Origin of the sequence: Paucibacter sp. KCTC 42545 (assembly GCF_001477625.1) — a bacterium.
Taxonomy (GTDB): domain Bacteria; phylum Pseudomonadota; class Gammaproteobacteria; order Burkholderiales; family Burkholderiaceae_C; genus Paucibacter_A.
In genome coordinates, this window is the sequence record NZ_CP013692.1 from 3,948,809 (window position 1) to 3,975,446 (window position 26,638).

Annotated in this window: 14 protein-coding genes; 2 read left to right on the forward strand and 12 right to left on the reverse strand. The window is 62.6% G+C overall.

Annotated elements, in window-relative coordinates; all coding sequences use genetic code 11:
• The first annotated feature begins 77 nt into the window (after positions 1–77).
• On the forward strand, positions 78–2,846 hold the full coding sequence (locus AT984_RS16965; protein WP_058721115.1) for an ImpA family metalloprotease: 2,769 nt from the start codon (positions 78–80) through the stop codon (positions 2,844–2,846).
• A 102-nt stretch (positions 2,847–2,948) separates the two neighbouring features.
• Here AT984_RS16965 and AT984_RS16970 read toward each other — a convergent pair whose 3' ends face one another.
• From AT984_RS16970 to AT984_RS17010, 8 genes are all read right to left on the reverse strand, one after another.
• Complete coding sequence (locus AT984_RS16970; RefSeq protein ID WP_058721116.1) at positions 2,949–4,652, reverse strand: M14 family zinc carboxypeptidase; 1,704 nt, start codon at positions 4,650–4,652, stop codon at positions 2,949–2,951.
• Between the two features lie 80 nt (positions 4,653–4,732).
• Positions 4,733–5,521 (reverse strand): LytR/AlgR family response regulator transcription factor, encoded by a 789-nt coding sequence (locus AT984_RS16975; RefSeq protein ID WP_058721117.1) that lies wholly within the window; start codon positions 5,519–5,521, stop codon positions 4,733–4,735.
• The gene (locus tag AT984_RS16980) at positions 5,518–6,633 is read right to left on the reverse strand and encodes a sensor histidine kinase (protein WP_058721118.1); all 1,116 of its coding nucleotides are present in this window, start codon (positions 6,631–6,633) and stop codon (positions 5,518–5,520) included. The genes AT984_RS16975 and AT984_RS16980 overlap by 4 nt, the downstream gene beginning before the upstream one ends.
• 120 nt (positions 6,634–6,753) lie before the next feature.
• Positions 6,754–7,509, reverse strand: coding sequence for a class II glutamine amidotransferase (locus tag AT984_RS16985; protein ID WP_058721119.1), 756 nt, complete (start codon positions 7,507–7,509; stop codon positions 6,754–6,756).
• Between the two features lie 14 nt (positions 7,510–7,523).
• Positions 7,524–8,738 carry an NAD(P)/FAD-dependent oxidoreductase gene (locus tag AT984_RS16990; RefSeq protein ID WP_231741448.1) on the reverse strand — a complete coding sequence of 405 codons (1,215 nt, stop codon included), beginning with the start codon at positions 8,736–8,738 and terminating at the stop codon, positions 7,524–7,526.
• Between the two features lie 223 nt (positions 8,739–8,961).
• Positions 8,962–11,919, reverse strand: a complete 2,958-nt coding sequence (locus AT984_RS16995) for a TonB-dependent receptor domain-containing protein (protein WP_231741449.1) — start codon at positions 11,917–11,919, stop codon at positions 8,962–8,964.
• A gap of 517 nt (positions 11,920–12,436) precedes the next feature.
• Positions 12,437–15,199 (reverse strand): TonB-dependent receptor plug domain-containing protein, encoded by a 2,763-nt coding sequence (locus tag AT984_RS17000; RefSeq protein WP_197418147.1) that lies wholly within the window; start codon positions 15,197–15,199, stop codon positions 12,437–12,439.
• Between the two features lie 672 nt (positions 15,200–15,871).
• Positions 15,872–18,055 (reverse strand): malate synthase G, encoded by a 2,184-nt coding sequence (locus AT984_RS17010; protein WP_058721124.1) that lies wholly within the window; start codon positions 18,053–18,055, stop codon positions 15,872–15,874.
• Between the two features lie 167 nt (positions 18,056–18,222).
• Here AT984_RS17010 and AT984_RS17015 point away from each other — a divergent pair, with 167 nt between their 5' ends.
• The gene (locus tag AT984_RS17015; protein ID WP_058721125.1) at positions 18,223–19,143 is read left to right on the forward strand and encodes a LysR family transcriptional regulator; all 921 of its coding nucleotides are present in this window, start codon (positions 18,223–18,225) and stop codon (positions 19,141–19,143) included.
• Between the two features lie 3 nt (positions 19,144–19,146).
• On the opposite strand, the gene AT984_RS17020 is transcribed toward AT984_RS17015, so the two are convergent.
• From AT984_RS17020 to AT984_RS17035, 4 genes are all read right to left on the reverse strand, one after another.
• Positions 19,147–21,492 carry a putative bifunctional diguanylate cyclase/phosphodiesterase gene (locus AT984_RS17020; RefSeq protein WP_082680120.1) on the reverse strand — a complete coding sequence of 782 codons (2,346 nt, stop codon included), beginning with the start codon at positions 21,490–21,492 and terminating at the stop codon, positions 19,147–19,149.
• 7 nt (positions 21,493–21,499) lie between these two features.
• Entirely contained in the window at positions 21,500–24,589 is a 3,090-nt protein-coding gene (locus AT984_RS17025; RefSeq protein ID WP_082680121.1) for a chemotaxis protein CheB, read from the reverse strand.
• A 159-nt stretch (positions 24,590–24,748) separates the two neighbouring features.
• On the reverse strand, positions 24,749–25,126 hold the full coding sequence (locus AT984_RS17030) for a hypothetical protein (protein WP_058722409.1): 378 nt from the start codon (positions 25,124–25,126) through the stop codon (positions 24,749–24,751).
• A 115-nt stretch (positions 25,127–25,241) separates the two neighbouring features.
• Positions 25,242–26,606 carry a serine/threonine-protein kinase gene (locus AT984_RS17035; RefSeq protein ID WP_058722410.1) on the reverse strand — a complete coding sequence of 455 codons (1,365 nt, stop codon included), beginning with the start codon at positions 26,604–26,606 and terminating at the stop codon, positions 25,242–25,244.
• Positions 26,607–26,638: the final 32 nt, after the last annotated feature.

Here is a 26,638-nt window from a genome sequence, read left to right on the forward strand (position 1 = left end):
ATCCAGCCCGCTTCCGGCCTGGTGCGCAGCAGGCCGCTCACCCGCTTCCCCGGGTGAGATTCCTTGGAACAGGCGTAATGTTGAAGATCAAAAAGACGACGGGAGGCCTCGCGGCCCTGGCTGCAGCGCTGCTGCTCGCGGCCTGCGGTGGCAGCGGCGGTGGCAGCACCACGGACAGCGGTTCCGGCAGCGGCACACCAACAAGCCCAACTCCCCCCGCACCAACAAGCGCCGAGGCCCGAGTGGCCCAAGCCCTCAAGGATGGCAGCGCGGCCGGGCTACAAAGCGAGCACCGCGCCACCCTGCTGGCGCAGGCCAGCGCCATCAGCCAACGCCTGACCGCGCGCCCAGCCGAAGTGCTAGGCAGCCTGTACAGCGCCGGCGGCAAGGCCCTGGATCTCACGCTCAACCACAGCAGCGACAGCATCACCATCAGCCCCATCAGCCGGGTCGAGGCCATGCCCTACATCGTCTCGGACAACGGCAGCGGCATGGCTGCGCTGGTCGAGGTCGGCCCAGGTCGCGCCATGGCTTATGGCGCCGATGTGCTGGCCTGGATGGCGGGCACCACGCGTGAACAGCAACACCTGCCCTTGTTCACCCGCGCCTTCACCTGGACCCTCACCGGCGCGGCCGAGGGCAGCCTGCCCGCCACCCTGAAGTACGCGGTGGCCGGCTACAACAGCAGCACGGTCAAGTCCTTCATCACCCGCCTGGGGAAGACCGCGCAAGACACGGCCTGCGCTATTGCCACCGACAACAGCTGCTGGCAAGCCGCCGACCTGCTGGTTTTCGGCGCCGGCGTGGCCGATGACGGGCGCTTGCAAGCCCGCGTGGCCAGCTATCTGGCCGCCGGCAAGCCGGTGATTTATATGCACCCGAACTGGATCAATTCAGACCCCGGCCGCGCGGTGCTGGCAGCGATGAAGATGGAGATGGGTGGCTACCCCGGCAACTACTTTGCACCCGGCGCCGGGGTGGCGGTGGGCGCGGGCCGAACAGCGGCGCAGAGCTTGGCCAATGCCAGCTCCCTGCAGGCCCTGAGCGACACCCTGGCCATGCTGGGCAATGACGGGCTGCAACTAGACTTCAGCGCCAACACCGCCCCCACCGATGCCATCACCCGGGTGCATAACGAGTTAGCCAGCTACCAGTCGCGCGGCGTCAATGTGTTCCAGACCCCAGGCTTGGAGCTGTATGGCTTGCTGACCCTCTACGCCGACCTGCTGCGCCCCAGCATCACTTACGGCAGCATCGACAAAGCGGCCGCACCGGCCACCTTCTTGCGCACCTACGCCTCGGACTCCTGGGTGGTCTACAACCGCAGCACTACCACCACCGCCACCGCCGGCCAGGGCGACTACATGCCCGCCGCCGCCCAAGCCCTGCCCGTAGCCAGCGACTGGGAAGACATCGAGGTGACGATTGCACAAGGCAGCGGCAACACCCTGATTGGCCGCGGCGCCGTCCCCGCCAAAGGCCTGCAGGTGCAGGTGATGGATGCCGCCGGCGCCAAGCTGGGCCTGCAAACCAGCTATCTGCGTGCCTGGGGCAATCCGCTCAGCGACAAGAACTACCCGCGCCCGCGCCGGCCGCATTCCTTCAACCTGCCCTTGCCGGCAGTCGGCAGCAGCCTGGACTTCGTCAGCCCCTTCGGCGGCCCCTTGATGCTGAGCTATAGCGGCGCCACGCCGGGCAGCGTGGTCAAGCTGCGCATCAAGGGCAGCGCCAAATACGCGCACTTCGACTTCAGCCGCGGCAGCATGAGCGATGCCGACATTGCCGACGCCGTGGCCGCCCTCAAGCGCGCTGACTTTGGCTGGCAGACCAATAAGTTTGTCGGTGGCGAGATCCAGCAGACCATCAAGTACGCGCAATCGGTGATCGGCAACAAAGATCCCAAGGCCTATGTGGTCGATCAGCTCAAGGGCGTTCTGTTCGATAGCAATCACATCGCCAACGGCTACAGCAATATGCCCATGGCCAGCGGCGTGCAAGCCCTGTGCAGCCAATTCGGCTGGACCTGCGACGGCGCCCAGCACCGCGCCCCGGGCGTGCAGCATTTCGTCGGCTGGATTGCCACCTGCGGCTATCTCTGCTCCGGCAACCCGTCAGACGGCTTTGCTGGCGTCGACGTCGGCTGGGGCTGGGCCCATGAACTGGGCCACAACACGGTGCAGCGGGTGATGCACATCACCCCCGACGGCAGCAATGGCTGCGTGGTCGAGTGTGACAACAACATCCTGGCCAGCGCCACCATGCTGCGCGGCACCCGCGTGCTGGGTACCGACCTGGGCGGCCACACCCTGGACTACCCCGGCCTGTACGCCGCCATCCTGGCCAACCGCGCCACCGGCGGCAGCGATGCCCAGCGCGAAGCCGAGATGATGGTGCGCCTGTGGAGCAAGAGCTCCCAAGACCTGATGCGCGGCGTGCATTTCCAGCTCGCCTTCCTCTACACCCAGTACCGCAGTGGCCTGGCGCAGCCCGACACCGACCGCACCCTGGAGTTCCTGACCCTGCTGACCAAGGGCGACCGCCTGGTGGACAAGGCCTGGGATCCGGCCAACAAAGGCCGCTACGCCATGGGCCGCTATGCCGACAACAAGATCAGCAACCACGAGCTGCTCTATGTGCTGAGCTCCAAGATCATCGGCCGCGACCTGCGCAAGTTCTTTGCCATGTACGGCATGCCGCTCAGCGCCACCGCCCTGGGCTCGGTGGCCGACCTGGGCCTGCCGGTGGCGCCGCTGCAGTACTACGCCATCCCTGCGGGCAAGTACAACCAGCCCAGCACCGGCAAGTGGATGGACATCGACGCCAGCTCGCCGGCTTATCCCTTCTGATGGGCTGAGGGCCGGCCACTGCGTGGGGGGCTCAGCCCCGCCGCTGGTATCGCGGCGAGGCCTTCGCCAGCCACAAACGCCTTCCGGCGTTTGTGTGCGGACTCAGTCCAAGACCACCTCGGTGCGGACGGTGCCGGCGCGGTCGGCGCAGGCCGTCAGCGCTAGGCGCGTGCCCTGCGGGGCGCGCACCACCCACTCACCCACGGCGCGGTCGGCCGTGACCTCACGGCTGGGCAGAAAGGCTTGTTGGCTGGACTTGGGCGCGTGGCCCTCCAGCTGCGGGCCTTCCATGCGCTCTTTGCCGCTGACCAGGCTGACCTCGGGTTGATTGACCGGCAGATGGATTTCAAACATCACGCCGCGCACCACTTTGCGCTCCAGCGCTCGCTTGGTCACATAGGCCGGCAGATAGCCGCTATTGGCCACGGCCAGGCGGATGCGCCAGGTGTCGGGGCCCAACGCGCGGACTTCGGTACGCAAAATTTCCAGCTTGGGTAGCGAGAGCGCAATCTGATCCATCCAGGCCGGGAAGCGCGCCGCCTCGCGTTCGCGCAGCGCCGGCGGCGGATTGCGCCAGAAGTTCATCTTGTCCCAACCGCCAATCTCGACGTCACCTAGCTGCGGGTGATGGAACTCCCGCCAGTCCACATGGGCCTGGCCGCCGCATTGCTCATCACTCCACTTCAGCAGCTTGAGGTCATCTTCGACCGGATGCTCGCGGTACCAATCGATCCACTTATAGCCCTCAATGCCGGCTTCCTTATTGGGTGACCACAGCTCCACCACCCAGAACAGCGCGCCCAGCTGCTCGTAAACCCAGTCCTGCGTGCCGGTGATGATTTCCTTGGGGTGGTATTTGAAGTCGTGCCAGATGCTGATGGCGGGGTAGCCGCTGAGCTTTTCGCCCAGCGCCGAGAAGCGCTTATAGCTCCACAAGTCTTCGGGGATCATGTCCTCATCGCTGCAGCCGCCCATGGGCCGCAGGATCACGCCGCTGTGGGTGTGATAACTGATGGCCGCGCCAATATTGGGGTGGGCAATGATGAAGTCCACCATCGCCCGCACCTCGGGCTCGCTGGTGGGGTAAGGGCCGGCGCCGACCTGTTTGTACTCCTGCCGCCATTCGCTGGGGAAGTTGCGGTTCAGGTCCAGGCCCTCGCGATCCTTGTTGACCGTGACGGTCAGGCCGTCGTGGTTCTTGATGAAGCCCTCGGGGATCAGGCGGTAGTACTCGCCGCCGAATTCGCCCGGCTCGCGCGCCACCATCAGGCGCGGCTCCTCCGCATGCTTTTTGTAGCCGCCATGCGGGTCGCGAATGCGCATGGTGAGGATGCGGCCATCGCCGTCCACATCCTCGGCGCTCAAGCCGTCGACCGGCGCTTCGTCAAAGGGGTAAGGCCGGGTGGAAGAGCGGATATGGCGCGGGCGATCCGCCAGCGCCAGCTCGGCGCCATCGGGGTTGAGGCGCGGCACCATATAGACGGCTCGCGTATCCAGCAGCTGCGTCACTTCGGGGTTGACGCCGTAGCCGGTGACCAGATGGTTAAGGTAGTAGAGACAGGTGGTGGACGCGGTCAGCTCGGCAGCGTGGATATTGCCGTCGAGCCAGAAGGCGGGCTTATCCACATCAGCCCCGGTGGCGGTATTGGTGAGCACCAGCACCCAAATGTCGCGGCCCTCAAAACTCTTGCCGATGGAGCGCACCGAAACCAGATTGGGCCGAGCCTCGGCGAAGGCGAAAAGCAGCTCGGTCAGCGGCTCGTAACGGTAGAACTCATCGAAGCGGGGAGTTGGCAAGGCGGCCATGGAAGCTCACTGAAAGCGGTGTCGCGGCCCATTGTGCACAAAGCGCGTGACCCCGCCAGAGCGAATGCCCCAGAGCGCCCTCACTGACCCTTGAACAAGCCCTGGAACTGGCGCGATACCGGCAGCTTTTCTTCGCGCCCGCGCAGCGTGATCACCATGCTGTTTTCGTCGATGCGCAAGGCGCTGGCGATGCAGCGGCTGTTCACCAACACCGAGCGGTGCACCTGCCAGAACTGCGCCTCGTCGAGCTGGGTCAACAGCTCTTTCAAGGGCGTGCGGATCAGCGCTTCACCGCCTTGATGGATGACCCGGGTGTAGCGGTTGTCGCTCTCAAAATAAATCACCTCCTCGGGCGCGATCAGCTTGATCTCGCGGCCCAAGCTGGCTTGGATGGGGCGCGCCTGCCGCGGCTTGGCTTGGGGCAGTAATTGCTGCAGCAGGGCCTGCAGATCAGGCCCCTGGCTTTGCCCCGGCGCGGCGCTGGGCGCAGCCAAGCGGGCACGCAGCTTGGCCAGGCATTGGGCCAGCCGGGCCTCATCCACCGGCTTCATCAAATAGTCGATGGCACCGGCCTCGAAGGCCTGCAAGGCATGGTCACCATAGGCCGTCACGAAGACCACCTGCGGCGGCTCTGCCAGCTCGGCCAAGCGGCGCGCCACCTCCAGGCCGCTCAGGCCCGGCATGCGGATGTCCAAAAAGCACAGCTGCGGCTCATGCGCCAGGGCATCGTCCCAGGCGTCCACACCGTTCTCGCTGGCGGCCACGATTTGCAGCTCGGGCCATTGCCGCTGCAGGGCGGCGCGCAGCTGTTCGCGCGGGGCTTCTTCGTCGTCGGCAATCAGGGCGGTGATCCTTGTCTTTGCGCTCATGCGTGTTCTTTCGCCTTGGGAATTTCGACACAGGCCAGGCAGCCGGGCGTTTGCGCCAGCAGGCTCAAACGGGCGGCCGCACCGTGCAACTGGGCCAGGCGGGCGCGGGCATTGCTGAGACCTACGCCTCCAGTACCGGGGGGCGATGCAGCGGGGGCTGAATCTGCGGTGCAAGACAAGCCAACACCGTCGTCCTGCACTTCCAAGCGCAGCAAATCGCACGCTTGCTGGGCACGCACCACGATGCTGCCGCCGCGCAAGCTGGGCTCGATGCCGTGGCCGATGGCGTTCTCCACCAAGGTCAGCAGCAAACCCGGCGGCAGTTGCAGCTGGGCCAGGGCGGGGTCGGCATCAATCGTCCAGCTCAAGCGGCTGCCCAGGCGGGCCTGCATCACCAGCAGGTAGTTGCGCACGATCTGCAACTCTTCATCCAGGCTCAGCGCTTCACGCTCAAACATGGGCAAGGTGGCGCGCAAATAAGCCGTGAAGGCACGCAGCGTGCTGCCTGCACGGGCGTCTTGCGTATCCACCCAGTGCTGCACCGAAGCCAGGGTGTTGAAAAGGAAATGCGGCTGAATCTGCGCTGTGGCCAGGCGGCGGGCCAGCTGCACGCTGCGTGCTTGCTCGTCCAGCTCGCGCAGGCGGGCCTCGATCTGCTGCACCCGCAAGATGATCAAAAACCACCAGGCCAGCGCAACCATCACCATGCCACCCAGCATGGCCGCACTGGTCACCAGCAAGGCCTTTTGCTCCAGCTGCAAAGGCGGCCAGAACTTGAACAGCAGCTCCAAACCAATAGTGACGAGAGCCAGCACCAGAGTGCTGAGGTTCAGATTCAGCCGCGTCGGCGCACGCCACAAATGCCGCGCCACGGCCAAAACGGCATAGTTCGCCGCCAGAACACTGAGGCAGATCAACACGGCCCAGTGGCGCGACATCTCGACGTAATTGATCGCCAGCAGCACGACCACATTGCTCATCACATAGCCGTCAATCGCCTTGGGCCAGGGTTGCTGGCCGGCACGCGCCATTTCATCGGCGCTGAACTTGCGCCGTGGGCCGGGGCAAACCCACTGGCTCCAATGCAGGCTGAACTTGTTGTCCTGTGTCATGGGCGCAGTCTAGGTCAGGCTTGCTGCGCAGCGGCGGCCGATGCGGCGAGCTGCGGATTGCGGCGTTGAATGGCCGGCTTCGAGGGGTTGCACTTGAGGCAAGCGGCTAGAAAAGCGCGCTCAGGCGTGCACAACCCCGTCCACAAACACCTTCAATTCGCCTGGCGCAAATGCCACCCAGGGCTCGTCACGGGTCAGCGGCTCGGTGGCGATGATGGCCACGCGGTCTTGCATCGTGGTGTGGGAGGCGAAGTCCATGCTGAGGTCTTCGTCTTGCAAATGCACCCGCCCGAACGGGTGGCGGCGCAAAAGGTAATGCAGATGGGTTGAGCCATGCGCCCACAGCGCCTGGCCGTTGGACAAAAGCATATTGAAGGTGCCGAAGGCATTGAGCTGCGGGCAGAGCTCGCGCAGGGTGTGGGTCAGCTCCTCAATGCTGGGCACGGCGCAATGCGCTTTGGCCAACTCTTGCATCAGCCAGCAGAACGCGCGCTCGCTATCGGTGTCACCCACCGGCCGAAAGGCGGCGTGCAAACGGGGATGGAAATCCTTCAAATTGCCGTTGTGCGCAAACACCCAGTAGCGCCCCCACAGCTCGCGCTGGAAGGGATGGGTATTTTCCAAGGCCACCTGGCCCTGCGTGGCCTTACGGATATGGGCGATGACGTTATCGCTCTTGATCGGATAGTCCTGCACCAGCTTGGCCAGCGGCGAGACGCGGGCGCTGTGGTGGTCAACAAAATGGCGCAGGCCACGGCCCTCGAAGAAGGCGATGCCGAAGCCGTCTTTGTGCTCCTCCGCGCGCGTGGCCAGGCCAGTGAAGCTGAACATCACATCGGTCGGCGTATTGGCATTCATGCCCAGGAGTTGACACATGGACTACGCGCCCCTTATTCGAGAAAGAGCCGCGAGAAGCCTTTGAGGCTGACCAGATTGCCCGGGTTGCTGGTCTCATTGAGCACGCCGCTCATGCGCTGCAGCAGGCGCGGGCTGCGCTGGGCGCGCCAGATCAAAATGTCCGCCAGCAAGGGGAAGGCATTGACGCGGTTGGCGCGGTGGTAGAGGTCGAACTTGGGCTTCAAGGCCTTGAGGCTGAGCTCATAGGCCTGGCGCACCTCGCCTTCGGTTTGACTCTTGGCTCGGCCGGCCAGGATGGCGTCGGCCACCAGCATGCCGGTTTCCATCGCCTTGCCAATGCCTTCGCCGGTGAAGGAATAAGTGCTGCCCGCGGCTTCGCCGGTGACCATCAAGCCAGGGCGGCTCCAGCGTGCGCCATTCAAGCTGCAGCGCAGCGGCGCGCCCTTGAAGTCGCCCACCACCTCACCCACGCGCATCAGCTCGGCGGCAGGCGCATAGCTGGCCACGAAGGCGTCGAGGATGTTGCGCAAGTTCAGCTCTTTCTTGCTGCCCTTGCCGCCCACGGCGGAATGGCTGTCGGTCACGCCGACGCCGATATTGAAGCAGTTGTCGGGCGCGGGGAAGATCCAGGCATAGCCGGGCCGCACCGCCTCACCCCAGACGATTTCCAGCGCCTTGATCTTGCCCACCATTTCGGGGGCGCGCACATAGCCCCGCAAGGCCACGCCGCTGGGCGTGTGGCGCTCGCACATGCCGGCCGCCTGCAGCGCCTTGGGCACCGCGCCGGTGGCCAGAATCAGCCACTGCGCCTGCACTTCCACCAGCGCATCACCCACCTTGAGCAAGGCGCCGTTGACGCGGCCCTGCCCGTCTTCCAGCGGCTTCTCGAAGCGGGCCGGAGCCAGGAATTTGGCGCCGGCGTCTTGCGCGGCCTGGCACATCAAATTGTCCAGCTGCCGGCGCGGCAACACGGCCAGCGAACCCGGCACATCGATGCGCCCGCCGCGCGGCCCGATGCAGCCCACATGGGTGACATGCTGGGACTGGCTCATCACCTGATCCAACAGCCCCAGACGCTTGAGCGCCGCATGGGCATCGGGGATCAAACCGTCGCCGCAAATCTTGTCGCGCCCCTGCGGTTGCTGATCCACCAAAAGCACATCCAGCCCGGCTTGGGCCAGCACCCGCGCGCAGGCATTGCCGGCCGGGCCGGCACCGACGATGAGCACATCGCAACGATCCGGCACTGCGGCGTTCGCGCCAGTTGAGTCGGCTTGACGGGGCTGGTCTGCTGTCATTGTTCTATCTTTCTGTCTTCCTCTGAACGAGCGGGCATTCTAGGCAATGCTTGAGTCACAAGCCTGCAGGCATTTCCGCCGTCAAACAGGCAAAAAAAACCGGCACATCGCAAGCAATGTGCCGGTTCGGGCAATCACAGCGCTGATCTTGCAATCAGCGCGTCAGGCCAACTTACATGCTGTAGCGGATACCAACGTAGTAGCGCGGACCCAGCACGTCATAGATCGTGGCATTGGTCTGCGTACCCGTGGTGTTGCCGCTCACGCCGCTGGGGATCATCGGCGCCTTTGTATTCAAAGCGTTGTCGATACCCAGGTAGAACTGAGCCTTGCCCATGGTGTACGAACCTTGCAGATCAAGGTAAGTCTTGGAAGCAACTTGGGACTGCTTGGCTGTGGCATCAGGGAAGTCAGTCATGTACTGATCGTCCAGCTTGGACTGACCGATGAAGGTCGTCGTAGCCTTCAGGCCGATATTGCCAAAGTCGTAGCCCAGGTTCAGGGTCCACTTGTTGCGAGCCGAGCCAACTTCACCCGTCGAGTAGTCGGTATCTGCGCCAGGACGTGGCACATAGTAGGACTTGATCAGGTAGGTGTAAGCCAGCTTGGCGTTCAGGCGGCCAGGGCCAACCAACTCGTTGTAAGCAGCAGTCACGTCAACACCACGGGTGCCGAGGCCACCGGAGTTTTCCTGAGTCTGGTTCACATACTCCAAGGAACCGGCGCTGTTGGAACCAGCAGTGTTTTGACGACGCACGATGAACTTGCAGAAGCTCTGATCGCCACCGGCATAGCACTGGTTCAGCGTGAAGGTACGGCCAGGCGAGCCAATAGCTTCGGTCACCTTGATGTCGAAGTAGTCGGCCGTAAAGGCAAAGTTCTTCAGCAAAGGCACCGACTTGGGCGTGATAACGATGCCCAGGGTCGTGGATGTACCCTTTTCAGCCTTCAAGTTCGGATTGCCGCTGTCATAGCCGCTCATGCCTTGCTTGTCAGCTTGGTTCAGCGTGAACACACCGCCATTGGCTGCCATATTGGCGGCCACACCTGCGTCAGCACGGCAAGCAATGTCGGTCACTGTCGTGCCAGTTGCTTTCGCGCCTTCGCATGGGTCAGAGATGCCCGAGGGGAAGGTTTGAGCCGGAGCCGAGTACAGCTCGCCCACATTCGGAGCACGGGTCGACACGGCCGTGTTGGCACGCACGCGAACCATGGTGTTCACGGCCCAATCCAGACCACCGGTCCAGCTGGTGACATTGCCCACAGACGAATACTTACCGACGCGAACTGCGGCGGATGCATCCAAATTGCGAACAAAAGGCAGGTTCTTCAGCAGAGGCAGCTTGGCTTCGACGAAAGCTTCCTTGACGTTGAAGCTGCCTTGCGTGTTGGGCAATGCATTGCCAGCGTTCAGGCCAGCTTGCGTCAGTGCATCGTAGGAGGTGCTGGACGTCTCTTCACGCCACTCAGCGCCGGCAGCGATGCCGACCGGGCCGGCCGGCAGCTCAAAAGCCTCGCCGCTCACCGAAGCACCCACCACCTTCTGGGTGATTTTGGTGTTCAGCGAACTTGGTGCATTGATGTACTTGACAGCGTCGGCGCTCAATGTGCCCTTGCCGAAGATATTGGCGGGGACGCAGCCTTGCGCACGGGCGTTGGCATCCAAACAGATCGCCTCGGTGCGGTTGCCATTGCCGTTGACGTCGTTGACGTCAGCCACAGCTTCCAGCGCATTGCGGAAGTTCAGGACATTGACCTGGCCGGTACCGGTCTGGCCTTCCTTGGTGAAGCCGTAAGAAGCGAAAGCCTCGTAGGACCAGGACTTGGTCAGGTCGCCCTTCACGCCGGTCAGGACGCGGAAGGTGTCACGTTCGGCGGTGGAGGTGCGACCGCCGAAGTCAGACATGCGGCGGGTGAAGTTGTAGTCCTTCAAGCCGTCACCGTCACGGTCGACTGCACGCGAGTACAGATAGTCCGGCACCAAGGGGTTGCGCATCTTGACGCCACCCACCATGAATTCGGCAGGGATCAAACCACCGGAAGCCTTGTTGATATTGATCGAATCCAACGGGAAGGGCTCAATGTCCGACTTGGTCTTGGTCGAGGCATAAGTGCCTTCGAAGAACACCGTGTGCTGATCGTTCAGCGCATAGTCACCCTTGGTGGCCAGCAGGAAACGATCAGTCGGCACTGCGATGGCACGGTAGTACTGGCGGTTGAAGCCTGTCGCGCCCACACCGTCACCATCAGGGCCGTTGGTCGAGAAGGGGATTTCCTTACCGGCAGCGTCGTAGGTGTAGCTGGCATAAGTGCCGTTAGCACGCTTCGGGCCGTAGAAGAAACGGCCTTGCGGAGCAAAGCTGGAGTAGAAAGGCTTGGTCACCGAGAAGATGTCGGCTGCATCGCCAGTCAGCTGAGCAGTGGAGATGTCGTCCGTGTCCCAACCGCGGTCACGCGCGTACACAGCGCCTTCCTTGGTAAAGGCGATGTGGGCCATCAAATTGCCCTTGCCGTTGGCCAGGTTGGAGCCCAGGGTGGCGCTGACAATCTTCTTGTCGTTATCGCCCTTGGTGCTGCGGCCGGCTTGTGCGTTCAGAACCAGACCCTCGAAGGCCTTCTTCAGCACGATGTTGACCACACCCGAAACGGCGTCCGAACCATAAGTTGACGATGCGCCACCGGTCAGGGTTTCGATGCGCTCGATGAAGTCGGTCGGGATGGTGTTCAGGTCGACCTCGGACGAACCAGGGACGCCCGAGATGTAGCGACGGCCATTCACCAGCACCAGCGTGCGCGCAGCGCCCAGGCCGCGCAGGTCGATGGTCGACACACCAGCGCCCGATGTCTGGAAGTTGGAGTTGGTGCGGCTATTGCCGGGCACGAACAGCGGGCTCTTGGCCAACAATTCCTGCACATTGGCCACGCCCGAAGCGGCGATGTCCGCCGAGGTCATCACCTGGATCGGCGCGGCCGATTCGGCATTCATCGACAGAATGCGGCTGCCAGTGACTTCAACACGCTCGAGCTGCTGGCCGGCGGCCTGCTGGGCGAAGGCGGGGGCGGCAAGTGCGCCGAGGGACAAATAGACGGCAGCGCCGACAACGCTGATTTTGGGTTTCTTAAACAACACGATTTCTCTCCGTAGATTTGGCGGATTGCCAAGCGATTGCCGCGGTCGCGCAGATATCGAATAGACATCGCTGGCCCCAGCAGAATGGTGCGCCGCGAGTCTAGGAGCAGCGACGCTCAGGGGAATCAAGGGTCAATACCTATGGGGCTAACGCCACAGAGCGGCGGACGGCGCCAAGCAGCGACCCCAGACAAAGAAGGGCGCATAGCGCCCAAATAAATATATGAAGCGCAGGAATTCACAGCCGATTTGTTGCTGTTTACGCGAATCAAGGCCTACTAAGCAAAAGCGAGGCACGGAATTTGTGCTTTGTATCGGCTGGGCGCGCCGGGCAGTGGTAGATCACATTTGATCTACTATTCGCACAATGTGACTTTCCGGCCGCACCGAAGACAAAGTCCCAGGACTGGGGAGCCCCGGCTCAAAGTCCCAAAAATCGGGGACTCATGATTTCAAATGCAAAAAAAAAGCCCGGCCAAAAGGCCGGGCTTTTCACAAGTCAGGGGAAAGAACTGCTTTAGAAGCGGTACTCAGCACCCACCTTGACGGTGCGCGGACGCAGGGCAAAGCCGTCACGCAGATTGACCGGTGCGGGGTTGTTCATCAGGTTGCCGATGTTCAAGCCCAGGGTCAGACCCTTGAAGCCGCGGTAGCTGACGTTCAGGTCGGTACGCAGATAGCTGTCGATGTAGCAAGGATAAGCACCCGGCTTCAGACGTGCCTGGCAGGCAGCTTCGCCCCAGCTGGCTGCGTCGGTTTCATCGTTGTTCAGCTTGGTGGCCGAGGTGTAGTTGAAACGCAGACCGCCGGTCCAGTCGTTCTTGCTCCAGGCCACGCTGAAGATGCTGCGCAGACGCGGTGCATTGCGATTGCCGACGCGGTTCGGACGGAACTCATTGGCCTCGATATCCCACTCGCGCATGGTCAATGCGTAAGTCGCGTTCAGGCCCAGATTCAGGGTACCGAACTCAGGGCTGCTGACGCGGCCCTTGATGTCGAAGTCGATGCCGGAGGACTCGGTCTTACCGAAGTTCTCATACTGCAGCAACAAGGTCACCAGCTCGCCAGCGCCCCAGGACACATTGGCCTTGGGATCGAGCTGGTTAGCGCGCGCTGCACGGGCCAGATCGGTACCGCTGACGGGCACGCGAGCGATCAAGTCCTTGTAGCCGGCATCGGCTTCGCGGGCCAGCACATAGTCCGGATCACGATAGGCGATTTCGTCGCGGCGCTCAATCTTGTAGTAATCGACAGCGATCGACAGGTTCTTGGTCGGATCGAAGACGAAGCCGACGGTCGCGCTGCGCGACAGCTCAGGCTTGACGTTCGGGTTGGCCGAGATCATGGCCGGCACCGACACCAAGCAGCCCGAGTTGAAGGCCGAGGTCGCGTCTTGCTTGTCGTTGGCATCGCCGTTCTTCAGGATGTCGCGGATCTTGGTGGCGGTATCGCAGCGCTTCGGGTCAACGGTGTTGTTGAAGAAGCCGGTCAGGCCAACCTTGCCCAGCGTTTCCGGAATGTTAGGAGCACGGAAGCCTTCCGACACAGTACCGCGCAACATCAGCATTTGCGGCAGCACTTCGAAGCGAGCACCCAGCTTGGGCGAGAAGTGACCGTCAAAGCCAGTGGCCTTGTCGTAACGCACAGCAGCATTGGCAGTGAAGCCCTTGAACAGAGGCGCTTCCACTTCGGCGAAAGCGGCGTCTTGCTTGCGATCACCCTCGATCCAGACCGAGCCGGTGCTGATGATTTCAGCATTCAGCAGGTTTTCGGTCGACTTGATCTTGACGCTTTCCTCGCGGTGCTCAACACCGAAGGCACCCATCACGGCGCCGGCCGGCAGGTTGAACAACTCGCCGCTCAATTTCGCGTCGATGTAGTTCGTGCTGTTCGAACCTTCCATGCCGTGCTTACGGAACATGCGGCCCAGCAGCTCAGAGCTGTTGGCGCCACCGATCTTGTACTCGCCACTGCTGACGGCATTGATGAAATCGGTGCGATGTGCGCCGATACCATCCTTCTGACCATCGGCGCCAATGCGGCCGATCACAGTTTCCCAATCCCAATTGCCGAAGGTGCCCTTCAAGCCGGCTTGGACGCGGTACTGGCTGGCATCAGCCGGCGTGGACCACATGCCCAGGTCGTCCATGAAGCGGTATTCCAGACCCGCAACGCCACCGGTGTTGTTGGCCGGGTTGTTGGCAGCCAGCAGGGGCTTGTTGACCAGCTGAACCTTCTTGCTATTGCCGTCGAACCACTTGAACTGCGTGCCCGGTGCATTCATGCCGTAAGGCAGTGCCAGGTAGTCGGTCGTGGTCTTGGAGTAAGACGCTTCGCCGAAAGCCTCAATCGTGTCCGACACCAGATAACGACCGGAAGCGAACAAGTTCATGCGCTTGGCTGGGTCATAGGACTGGTTCAGGCTATTGATATCGGTGGTGCAAGCACCGGCCGAGTTCTTCTGCGAGGCCGGGCAGCTCGGCACCGGTACGCGCGCGCCGCTGGTGGCTTGCACGAAGGAGCCATTGACGACCTTGCCCTTGATCAAATTGCCAGGGTAAGACGTCAGGCTCGGGTCACCCAGTGCTGGGTTGACGATTTGCTTGTGATAAGGGGCGTACGAGCTCAGCGCGTCGGCCAGGGTGTAGCCTTCACGCTTGTAGAACTCGGCGTTCACCAAGACGTTGAAACGGTCCTTGGCCAGGTTACCGAAGCCTGCGACGACGCTGGCCGTGGCTTGCTTCTGCAGCGCTGGGCTGACGCCGGTTTGGTAGTTGGCGCTGACGCCAACGCCTTCGAAATCTTTGCGGGTGATGATGTTGATCACACCGGCCATGGCGTCAGAGCCATAGACAGCGGATGCGCCGTCCTTCAGCACTTCGATGCGCTCGATCGCGTCGGCCGGGATGGAGTCAACGTTGACGAAGGTTTCCTTGGCGCCATCGGCCAAGGCGTAATAGGCGACACGGCGGCCGTTCATCAGCACCAAGGTTGCGCCCTTGCCCAAGCCGCGCAGGGATGCGCCGGTGGCGCCAGCGGCGAAGCTGGTGGAGTTGCCGTTGTCGCTGATCTCGTTCGTGGTGGTGGAAGTGATGGTGTCCAGCACTTGGCGAACGGTGTTCGCGCCCGTTTGCTTGATCTCGCTACGTGTCACCACGGTCACGGGCGACGCGGTTTCAGCTGCCAAACGTTTGATGTTCGAGCCGGTCACTTCGACGCGCTCGAGTTGCTGAGCAGGAGCCGTCTGAGCCTGAGCCGACAAAGCAACAACTGTGAACACGGCCGCACTGACTGCGCTGAACTTGCAATTCCTCAACATGAGCATCCTTTTGGGAGTGGTGGACAAAAAAAGCCACTTGCCTCCTGGGTGCGATCTTGATGAGATGGCTAGTGGAGGCTAGCGGCACTTCTTCACAAAACTTTAACTTGAAGTCGGCACGCTTTACACAGCAGCAACACCTGTGTTTCAGGTGCAACGGGGAAGTAAAAAACGTCGCAAGTTATGGCAGGGAATTTTTCCCACGGCGAACGCGACATAACGGCAAAACTTCACGGCGTTCTGCATAAATTCCCGATGGGCAGGGAGATATCGCCACTTGCCGCCTGAATCGCATGATGTGGCACTTGATGCCAAAACTTGGCCACAGGCGGCCCCGCGCGATGCTCGCACGCCACTACCGTGCGGCTGTCGCACGCCCAAAAAGTCGAACGCTGCCCCGCGAGGGACTGCTTATCGACATACGAAGGCTGGGCGTTTGGCCTTTATTTGCCCAAAAAGCCCGGCATAGGCGCAAGGATGCGGCCGGCATTGTCATCCAAAGCAAACGCGCCAGAGAAGTGCGCCGACAAAACGCAAAAGCCCCGCAGCAAAGCTGCGGGGCTTTTGTAAAAGCGCCTCAGCGGCTTGGAAGAAAAGCTCGGCATGCCGAGCCTTTCCAGCATCACTTTTCGCTCAGGAGGCCTTCACTTTCAAGCGCCAGGCATGCAGCAGCGGCTCGGTGTAGCCGCTGGGCTGCACCAGGCCCTTGAACACCAGATCCAGCGCAGCCTGGTAGGCGGCTGAAGTCTTGAAGTGGCCGGCCATCGGCTGGTAGGCCGCGTCGCCCGCGTTCTGGGCGTCCACCACGGCAGCCATGCGCTCGAAGGTGGCGTTGACTTGCGCGGCGTTGGTGACGCCGTGGTGCAGCCAGTTGGCGATGTGCTGGCTGGAGATGCGCAAGGTGGCGCGGTCTTCCATCAGACCGATATTGTGGATATCGGGCACCTTGGAGCAACCCACGCCCTGGTCAACCCAGCGCACCACATAGCCGAGGATGCCCTGGGCGTTGTTGTCCAGCTCTTGCTGAACCTCGGCGGCCGACCACTCGGCCTTGGCCACCACCGGGATCTGCAGCAAATTATTCAGAATGGCGTGGCGCTCAGCGTCGGCATCAATCTTTTCCAACTCCTGCTGCACCGCCGCCACATTGACCTGGTGGTAGTGCAAGGCGTGCAAGGTGGCCGCGGTGGGCGACGGCACCCAGGCGGTGTTGGCGCCGGCCTTGGGATGAGCGATTTTTTGCTCCAGCATGGCGGCCATCAGGTCGGGCATGGCCCACATGCCTTTGCCGATCTGGGCGCGGCCGCGCAGGCCGCAGCTCAAGCCGGTCAGCACATTGCTGCGCTCGTAAGCCGCGATCCAGGCGCTGGTCTTCATATCGCCCTTGCGGAACATCGCGCCGGCCTGCATGGCGGTGTGCATCTCGTCGCCGGTGCGGTCCAGGAAGCCGGTGTTGATGAAGGCCACGCGGCTAGCGGCTGCGGCGATGCAGGCCTTCAGATTGACGCTGGTGCGGCGCTCTTCGTCCATGATGCCCAGCTTGACGGTATTGGCGGGCAGGCCCAGCAAGGCCTCGACGCGGCCGAAGATCTCGCTGGCAAAAGCCACCTCGGCCGGGCCGTGCATCTTGGGCTTGACGATGTAGACCGAGCCAGTGCGGCTATTACCCTTGCGTTGGAGGTCGTGAATGGCAATGGTGGTGGTGACCACGGCGTCCAAGATCCCCTCCGGAATCTCCTTCGTGCCATTGGCATACAGCACCGCCGGGTTGGTCATCAGGTGACCGACATTGCGCACAAACATCAGCGAGCGGCCATGCAGCACGACCTGACCCTGGCCATTGGCCGCCGTGTAAGTGCGGTCGGCATTGAGGCGGCGGGTGATGGTCTTGCCGCCCTTTTCCAATTCTTCGGTCAGGGTGCCTTTCAGAATGCCCAGCCAGTTGCGATAGGCCAGAACCTTGTCTTCGGCATCCACAGCAGCGACCGAATCTTCCAGATCCAGAATGGTGGACAGCGCGGCTTCCATCACCACATCGCTGACGCCCGCGGCATCGCTGGCACCGATGGCGGTGCTGCGGTCGATTTGAATGTCCAGATGCAGACCGTTATGGCGCAAGAGCACCGAGTGCGGCTCGCTGGCCTCGCCTTGATAGCCCACGAATTGCGCGGCATCGGCCAGGCCCGTCACTGCGCCGCCGGCCAAGCTCACCTGCAGCTGTCCGCCTTCGATGCGGTAGCCGGTGGCGTCCTTGTGCGAGCCCTGCGCCAGCGGCGCGGCCTGATCCAGCACCTGGCGGGCATAGGCAATCACCTTGGCGCCGCGCACCGGGTTGTAGCGGCCGGCCTTTTCAGCGCCATCGGCTTCAGAGATGGCATCGGTGCCATAGAGCGCGTCGTACAGCGAGCCCCAGCGCGCATTGGCGGCGTTCAAGGCATAACGCGCATTCAAGATGGGCACCACCAGCTGCGGGCCGGCTTGGGTGGCCAATTCGGCATCGACATTGGCGGTGCTGATTTGCACCGCGCCGGGCGCGGGCACCAGATAGCCGATTTGCTCCAGAAAGGCGCGGTAGGCGGGCATGTCGGCGATCGGGCCGGGGTGGGCGCTGTGCCAGCTATCCAACTCGGTCTGCAGGCGATCACGCTCGGCCAGCAAGGCGATGTTCTTTGGGGCCAGGTCTTGCACGATGGCGTCAAAGCCGGCCCAGAACTTAGCGGCGTCGACACCCGTACCCGGCAAGACTTCTTGCTCGATGAATTGCGCCAGTTCGGTGGCGACTTGCAGGCCGTGATGGGTGGTGCGTGCGGTGCTCATGGCGGAATCCTCGGGTTTTATTGCGTAAGGCGACGAATCAAGGCCCTCAATTTATGCCAGTTTGACGACGCGATTCATGACACCGCGTGCATTGAATACATATACAAAACGAGCTAATCCACCGAAAGTTCTACTTTTTCATTGCGATCAGCAGGAGAATCAGGCGCATGGATCGCCTCAAACAGATTGAATCCTTCGTCAGCGTGGCCACCCGCGGCAGCTTGACGGCAGCCGCCGCCGTCGAGGGCGTGGCCCCGGCAGTGATGGGGCGGCGCATCGATGCGCTGGAGGCGCGGCTAGGCGTCAAGCTGCTGCTGCGCACAACGCGGCGCATCACCCTCACCCACGAGGGCAGCGCCTTTTTGGAAGACTGCCAGCGCCTGCTGGTGGAGTTTGCCAATGCGGAATCCAGCGTCAGCGCTGGTGGCGTGAAGGCCAGCGGCTTGCTGCGCCTGACCGCACCGGCCGGCTTCGGGCGCCGCCATGTGGCGCCCCTGGTGCCCGACTTTCTGGCCCTGCATCCGGACGTGAGCGTTTCGCTCAATTTGAGCGACCGGGTAGTGGACATTGCCGGCGAAGGCTATGACTGCGCCGTGCGCCTGGGCGACCTGCCCGACTCCAGCCTGGTCAGCCAACGCCTGGCCGACAACCGGCGCCTGTGCGTGGGTGCGCCGGCCTATTTGAAGCGTGCCGGCGCGCCCAAACATCCGTCAGAGTTGGCGCGCCACGCTTGCCTGATGCTCAGCTCTGACGCCAGCCAGACGCGCGGCTGGGCCTTTCGCATCGACGGGGAATTGAGCCACTTGCGCCCCAGCGGCCGGCTCGACTGCAGCGACGGCCAGGTACTGCACGACTGGTGCTTGCGCGGCCTGGGCCTGGCCTGGCGCAGCACCTGGGAGGTGGAGCAAGACATTGCGGCCGGGCGCCTGCAAACCGTGCTGGACGACTTCGCCGCGCCACCCAATGGCATCTACGCCCTGCTGCCGCAACGCAAGCATTTGCCACTGCGGGTGCGGCTGTGGGTGGACTTTCTCAAACAAAACTATGCCAAGCCGGAGTATTGGCGCAACAGCGCCAAGTCGGCCTGAGGCTCAGGGCAATCGCTGTTCTGTCCAGCTGAAATGCGGCTGCCACTGCTGGACCCAGCCGGGCAGATCTGCCGCCGGCATCGGCCTGGCGATGCCATAGCCCTGTGCCAGATCGCAGCCCAAGCCGATCAGCAGGGCGCCGTGCTGAGCCGTCTCCACACCTTCGGCAATCACCTCGCAACCAAAGGCTTGCGCCATGCCGATGACGCTCTTGAGGATGGCAATATCGACGGGGTTGTCCAACATATCGCGCACAAAGCTCTGATCGATCTTCAGCTCAGCCACCGGCAAGCGCTTCAGATAGGTCAGCGAGGAATAGCCGGTGCCAAAGTCATCCAGCGCGAAGCGCACGCCCATGGTCTTGCATTCGTTCATCACCCGAACGACATGGCTCATGTCCTCCAAGGCCGAGGTTTCCAAAACCTCCAACTCCAAACCAGCCGGGTTGACAGCCGGATGAGCCGCCAACAGCAGCCGCAGTCGAGCAACAAAATCGGCCTGCTGCAGCTGCCGTGCCCCGATATTCACACTGACTGACATTGCCAAGCCCTGCTGCAACCAGAGTTCCTGTTGCCGCAAGGTGGCGTCAATCACCCACTCCCCCACCTCCACCGCCAGCGGGTGATCTTCAATCACGGGCAAAAACTCAGCCGGGGCGAGCAAGCCACGCTCCGGGTGCTGCCAGCGGATCAAGGCTTCGGCGCCCAGCACAAGGCCGGCCCGCATATCGACCTTGGGTTGAAAGTACAGCAAGAACTCGCCCTGATGGAGCGCCTGGCGAATGCGCTGCAGGCTTTCATGGTGACCGCGCACGCTGCGGTCCTGCTCGGCATCGAAGACGTGATAGCGGTTCTTGCCGGCCAGCTTGGCCTGGTACATGGCTTGATCGGCTTGCCGCAAGAGCTGATCGGCATCGATCTCAATGCCTTGCGGATAGAAGGTCACGCCCAGGCTGCCCGAGACCTGCAGCGTTGTGCCGCGCACTTGCAAAGGCTGGGCCGCGGCAGCCAGCAGGCGGGTCAGCATGGGCAGGCTGGCCGGCACATCGTCCAGATCCACCAGCACGGCCACAAACTCATCACCGCCCAAGCGCGCCAGCGTGTCCCCTTCGCGAAGCGCATTTTTCATGTGCTCCGCCAAAGCGATCAGCATCAGGTCCCCGACCTCATGCCCATGCTGGTCATTGATCGCCTTGAAGCCGTCCAGATCCAAGAACGCGACCGCCAACTGATTGCCTCGGCGCTGCGCCTGCAGCATGGCCTGCTGCAGGCGGTCGGCCAAGAGCAGGCGATTGGGCAGATGGGTCAACGCATCAAAGTGAGCCAGGTGACGCAGCTGCGCTTCTTGCTCGCGTTGCACCGTGACATCGGAGAACAGCGAGACGTAGTTGACCGTGTTGCCCGCAGCATCCAAGACCGCGGTGATGGTCTGCATCGAGGCGAACAACTCACCCGTCTTGCGCCGATTCCAAATATCAATCTGCACATGACCGTGGCTGCGCAGTTCGGCAAACATATTGCGGTAGAAGTCGGCGTTCTGGCGACCACTGCCAAACAGCCGCGGATTGCAACCGACGATCTCCTCCACTGAGTAGCCGGTAATGCGGCAGAAGGCCTCGTTGACCGCCAGAATGCTGCCGTCGGGTGCGGTGATCATGATGCCCTCGCGGGCATGGGTGAAGACTTTGGCCGCCAGGGAATTGGCTTGTTCAGCCTGCTTGCGCGCATCGATGTCCATGACCGCCAAGTGCATCAGCGACTCGCCACCTTCCACCTGCGCGCAGGAGGCCTGTATCTGCACCCAGCGCGTCCCTCCGTCTTGCCCGCCCTTTTGTGTTCCCTTTTGCGAGCCTTCTTGCCCACCCTCTCGGCTGCGCAAACGCAACTCAAAGGACTGCGGCTCGCCACTGCGCTGCAAGAGCAGGCGGTAGCGATAAAAAATGTCTTGATCCTCCGGGCAGATGAAGGCCGCGAACCGGTGGCGCAGCAAATGGCTACGCGGCTGCCCCAAGAGTGAAGCCAGAGCCAGATTGATCTGCTCGATCATGCCCGCCTCACCGAGGCTGCAGTAGCCTACCGGCGCCAAATCGTAGAGATCGAAATAGCGCGCGCGCGAGGTTTCCAAGTCCAGCTGCGAGCTGCGCAACTCCTCGTTTTGCATCTCCAGCTCAATCTGCTGCACCCGCAATTCGTGCAGCAGCGACTCCGGCGCTTGAATCGGCGCAGCGCCGACGGCGTCACGCGGTGACAGCGCTAGCGCGTGCAAGCTGCGAAAACGCGTCTCCGCACGCTCGCGCAAGCGCTGCAGCGTGGCACGTGCCGTGGGAGTGGAGCCGTCTTCAACACTCATCGGTGTCTTAACCCTGATTGCCAGCTAGCGCCCGCTCGGTGGTGGACACAGCATAGTGCCGCCCCTCGCTATCGCGCAAGGACGAAGACACCACCACCACCTCAAGTATTGCCCCGGACTTGGTGAGACGCTGGGTTCGCAAGGGTTGCTGCATATCGGCCTGAGCCAACTCGTCCAGCGCCCGGTCGCGCAGCGCCACCGGCACCCGCTCCCGCACATTCAGCGCCAGCGCTTCGGCCTCACTCCAGCCATACAAGCGCGTCGCGGCCGGGTTCCAGGCCAAGGTGCGCCCACTCAGGTCTTGCACGGTGATCGCATCCGAAGCGTCACGCACCACCACGGCCAGGCGCAGCAAATCATTGGCATCGTTCAGCTGCTGGCGCGCGCGCACCATATCGCTGATGTCCACAAAGGAGATGACGGCGCCCTCGATCACATTGTCGAGCGTGCGATAGGGCTGGATGCGCATGGTGCACCAGCGGCCTTCGCTGGTCTCAACCTCGATGGATTTGGACACCAGGCTGTCCAGCACCGCCTGCACATCGGGCACCAGCCGGTCGTAGCCCACCAGCTTGGACACCAGATGACCCACCGGCCGCCCGGTGTCGCTTTGGATCAGGTGAATGAACTGCGTCGCTGCCGGCGTGAATCGCAAGATGCGCAATTGGTGGTCGACAAAGACCGTGCCAATGCCGGTACCGGCCAGCAGATTGTTCATATCGTTATTGGCGCGCGAGAGGTCCACCACCTTGGTGTTCAACTCGGTATTGACCGTGGCCAGCTCTTCATTGACCGACTGCAACTCTTCCTTCGAGGTTTCCAGCTCTTCGTTAGCGGACTGCAGCTCTTCGTTGACCGACTGCATTTCTTCGTTGGCCGACTTCAGCTCCTCGTTGGCGCTTTCCAGCTCTTCCTGCGTGCTTTGCAGATACTCGTCTTTGGCGCGCAGCTCCCGCTCCAGCTGCTCGATGCGCACACGCAAGGCCACCACATCGGCGGGCTCAGCCTCGGCACTTGGGCTAGTGGCGAGATCAGGCAAGGCCTCCACGCCAGCCGGCGCTGCGGATGAGGCTGGGCCGCCTTCGGCCATGCCGGCATTCACCTCCTCCAAGATGACCAGGAACAGGCTTGCTGCCTGCACTTCATCCGCCGGGGCGGCCAGCGGCAGGACCGCGCGCACCGTCAGATTGGCGCGCGTGAAATGCCCATTGCTGCGGACCCGCAAGCCAGTCACCCGCACCGTGTCCTTCAACACGGCGGCCTTGTGCAGAGCCATGCTCAACTCATGGCGCAAACCCTCACGGGCCATCTTCAGAATATTGTTGACACCAGCCTCGCCGGGCGCAGGCTCCAAAAACATGCCGGTGCGGCCATGCAGGTAGAGGATGTCGCCCTGCGCATTCACCAAAGCACCTGCCGGCACCACTTGCAGCAGCAAGGCCTGTTCAGTAATTTCTCGCAATGATGGCTTCATAACATTCGCTGACTGAGCGCCCCCGCGCACTGGCGCGGCGGCAAGACCTACCCCAAGTGCGGCCAGGCGCAACGCCGAAAGCTGGGGCAATGAAACGGAGACTCGACCACTGCCCGGCCTCAGCTGGCCCGGCACATCGGGGCGGCGGCGATACAACTTGGACTTGCGATCCGTCGCACTGAACAAGGTATCGAACTCACCGACCCCCTCGCAGGAGCCGAGAAACAAGCAGCCGCCCGGCTTGATCGCATAGTGGAACAAGGGGATCAGGCGCTTTTGCAAATCGCTGCCGAGGTAGATCAGCAGATTGCGGCAGCTGACCATGTCCAGCTTTGAAAAAGGGGGATCCTTGATCAAATCATGCTCGGAGAACACCAGCTGATCGCGCAGGCTTTTGCGCACGCGGTAGCTGGCACCATCGGCCTCGGCAACAAAGAAGCGCGCCAAGCGCTCGGGTGAAACATGGGCGGAGATGCTGCTCGGGTAACGGCCCTCGCGTGCAAAGGCAATCGCTCGGCTGTCGATATCAGAGGCAAAGACCTGCAAACGGTAAGTGCCCGGCAAGGTCTGCATATGCTCGAGCAAGAGCATGGCGATTGAATAGGCCTCTTCGCCGGTGGAGCAGCCAGCCACCCAAACGCGGATGACCGCACCGACGGGCTGGCCCTCGAACAAACTGGGAATGCCTTGTTGCGCCAGCACATGAAAGGCATCCGAGTCACGGAAGAAGTTGGTCACGCCGATCAGCAAGTCGCGAAACAAGGCCTCCACCTCGGGCGGCGATTGCTGCAGGTAGCGCGCATAAGCCTCCACCGTGTCGATCTGATGCACGGCCATGCGTCGGTCGATTCGCCGGCAGATCGTCGTCGGCTTGTAATTGGAAAAATCATGGCCGGTCTGGGCGCGCAGCTGGGCATAAATTTTGCGCAATTGCGCTTCGCTTTTTTGCCCCGCCTCGGCGGCCCTCAGGCTCTTGTCGCCCTGCCCCATATAGGCCAGCAGCTTCGGCCCCATGTCCGCCGTCGCCAGCTCGAAGTCCACCAGGCCGGTGGCGATGGCGGCTCGCGGCATGCCGTCAAATTCTGCCGTTACCAAGCTTTGCGCCAGAATCAGCCCGCCATGGGCCTTGATGTCACGCAAGCCCTGGCTGCCGTCGCTGCCTGTGCCCGAAAGCACCACCGCGACAGCCCGCTCGCCCTGGTCCAGCGCCAGCGAGCGGAAGAAGAAATCGATCGGCAGCCGATGGCCTCGTTTGGCCGCAGGCTCGAGCAACTGCAGCCTGCCGTTCAGGCATGCCATGTCTCGGTCAGGCGGAATCACATAAACATGGTTGGCCTGCAGAGGCATGCCATCTTCCACCTCTCGCACCGGCAGGTCGGTGTAGCGCTGGACCAATTCGCTCAGCATGCTGCTGAAATCCGGCGCTAGGTGCTGCACCAGCACAAAAGCCATGCCCGGCTCGCAGCCCTGCGGCAGGCTGGCAAAAAAACTCTCAAAGGCCGCCAAGCCACCGGCCGAAGCACCCAAGGCCACCACGGGCATGCCCTGCGGCGCCGGCGCGCCCGCCGCCGGGCCTGAGTCTGCGCTGAATATCGACGCGCGCGGCGCGCTGCCTTCGTTCATGGGGTCCTTTGCTTGGGCGGCACCAAATCTTGATGATGCGGCGGCCGATTCTCGCCTCAAAAAGAGCGCGGACAAAGCAAGGACAAAGGCCGGCGAAGCGAAAACGACGAAGCCCTCACATCGAGGGCTTCGGCTCGCTCATTCAGTGCGGAATAAGCCTTACTTGGCGTCGGCCACGCACTTCTTCACAAAGCTGGTCTTGGCGGCGCCGGCCAGCTTCTTCTCAGCGGCCTGGCTGTCGCACACGGCTTGCGGGTCGACAGCGGCGGCAGCAGCAGGCGCGTCGGCATCGGCCACGCACTTCTTCACAAAGCTGGTTTTGGCGGCACCGGCCAGCTTCTTCTCAGCAGCCTTGGCATCGCAAGCGGCGTTGGCCGGATTGTCGGCATTGCACTTCTTGACGAAGCTGGTCTTGGCCGCGCCAGCCAGCTTCTTCTCGGCGGCCTGAGCATCGCAGCTAGCGGCTGGCAGCACAGCGTGGGCGCTGCCGGCAAATGCGAGGGCGGCAAAGGTCAAGAGGCTGATCATCTTCTTCATTGAGAAATCCTTGGCGATTGAATGAAAGGTGAGAACGAAGGTCATTGCAGCAAACTTGAATGACCCAGCGTGCCGAGCCATTCAAGCATGCCAACGCGACAGGCTCAAGAAGGGTTTACAGAATCCGTCGTGGATGCGCCAAAGACTCATGCGCCGCATGTAAGCGACGCACCAACACCTGGATGAAGGCGCGGTCAAAGCGATGCTGGCATTCGGGGCTGAGCAGGCCCAGCGATTCGGGCGTGAAGGAGATGGTGGTGCACAGCTCGCTGACCTTCACATCCGCGCTGTGCTGGCGCAGCGCCGGGTTGGGGGCCAGATAGGCCATCTCGCCCACCGAAGTGCCTTTGCCCAGCGCGGCCACCATCGCGCCGTCGCGGTAGACCTCCACCGCGCCTTGCGAAATGATGTGGAAGGTATTGCCCTCCTGCCCGCGTTTGTAGAGCGCATGACCTTCGGGAAAACGCCGCCAGCGCCCGCGGTGCACCACTTCCCACAACTCGACATCGCCGAAGTCGGCAAAGAACTCCAGCTCGCGCAGCATATTGAAGCGCTCGGAATCCTTCACTTCATAAAGCCTGGCCAGCGGCACCAATTGCTTGGCCACCAGCTCGGACAAGCCACGGCCAAACTCTTCCCAATTGGCGTAGCGGCTTTCGGGGTGCTTGGCCAGGGCGCGCATGATGACGCTGTCCAACTCCGCCGTCACGCCGCTGCGCTGGCCCACCAGCGTGGCCGGAGCCTGGTGATAAATCTGGTGCATCAGCGCCATCTGGCTGGGCGCATCAAAAGGCGGGCGGCCCGAAATCAGGTGGTAGAGCACGGCACCCAGGGCGTAGATATCGGCGCGGCAATCCACATCGCCGCCCTCGATCTGCTCCGGCGGCATATAGGCCAGGGAGCCGACGCGGTGCACCTGGGTGGCATCGGAGCGCAGATTCAGGGCGCTGCCGAAGTCGCTCACCTTCACATCCGTGACCTGGCCCTGCGCATCCAGCACGGCCAGCAAATTGGCCGGCTTCACATCGCGGTGAATCACGCCTTGGCGGAACACATAGGACAAAGCCATGGCGCACTTGAAACCCAGCTCGACGATCTGGTCCAGCGGCAGCAAGCGGTCGCTGCGGCAGAAATGCTTGAGCGTGAGGCCGGGCACAAACTCCATCACCAAATAGGGCGCGTCCTGCTCCGGCACGGCGTCGAGGATTTGCACCACATTGGGATGCTGCAAGCGGCCGGCCAGCGCCGCCTCGGCCGCGTAGAAGCGGCTGCCGTAGTCACTGCCCTCTCCGCTGCGGCTGGTGACCGCCCAGGCGCGCATGCGCTTGATGGCCACCTCGCCGCCCTTGAATTCGTCCAGCGCCAGGAAGACATCGCTGGTCGCGCCCTCGCCTAAGCGCCGCAAGATCTTGTAGCGGCCGATGTAGGCGGGCAAATCCAGCTTGGGCTCGATCGGCAAAGAGGTGTCGTCGTCAGACATGCCCGGCATCATAGAACCTGTGGGGCCGACGA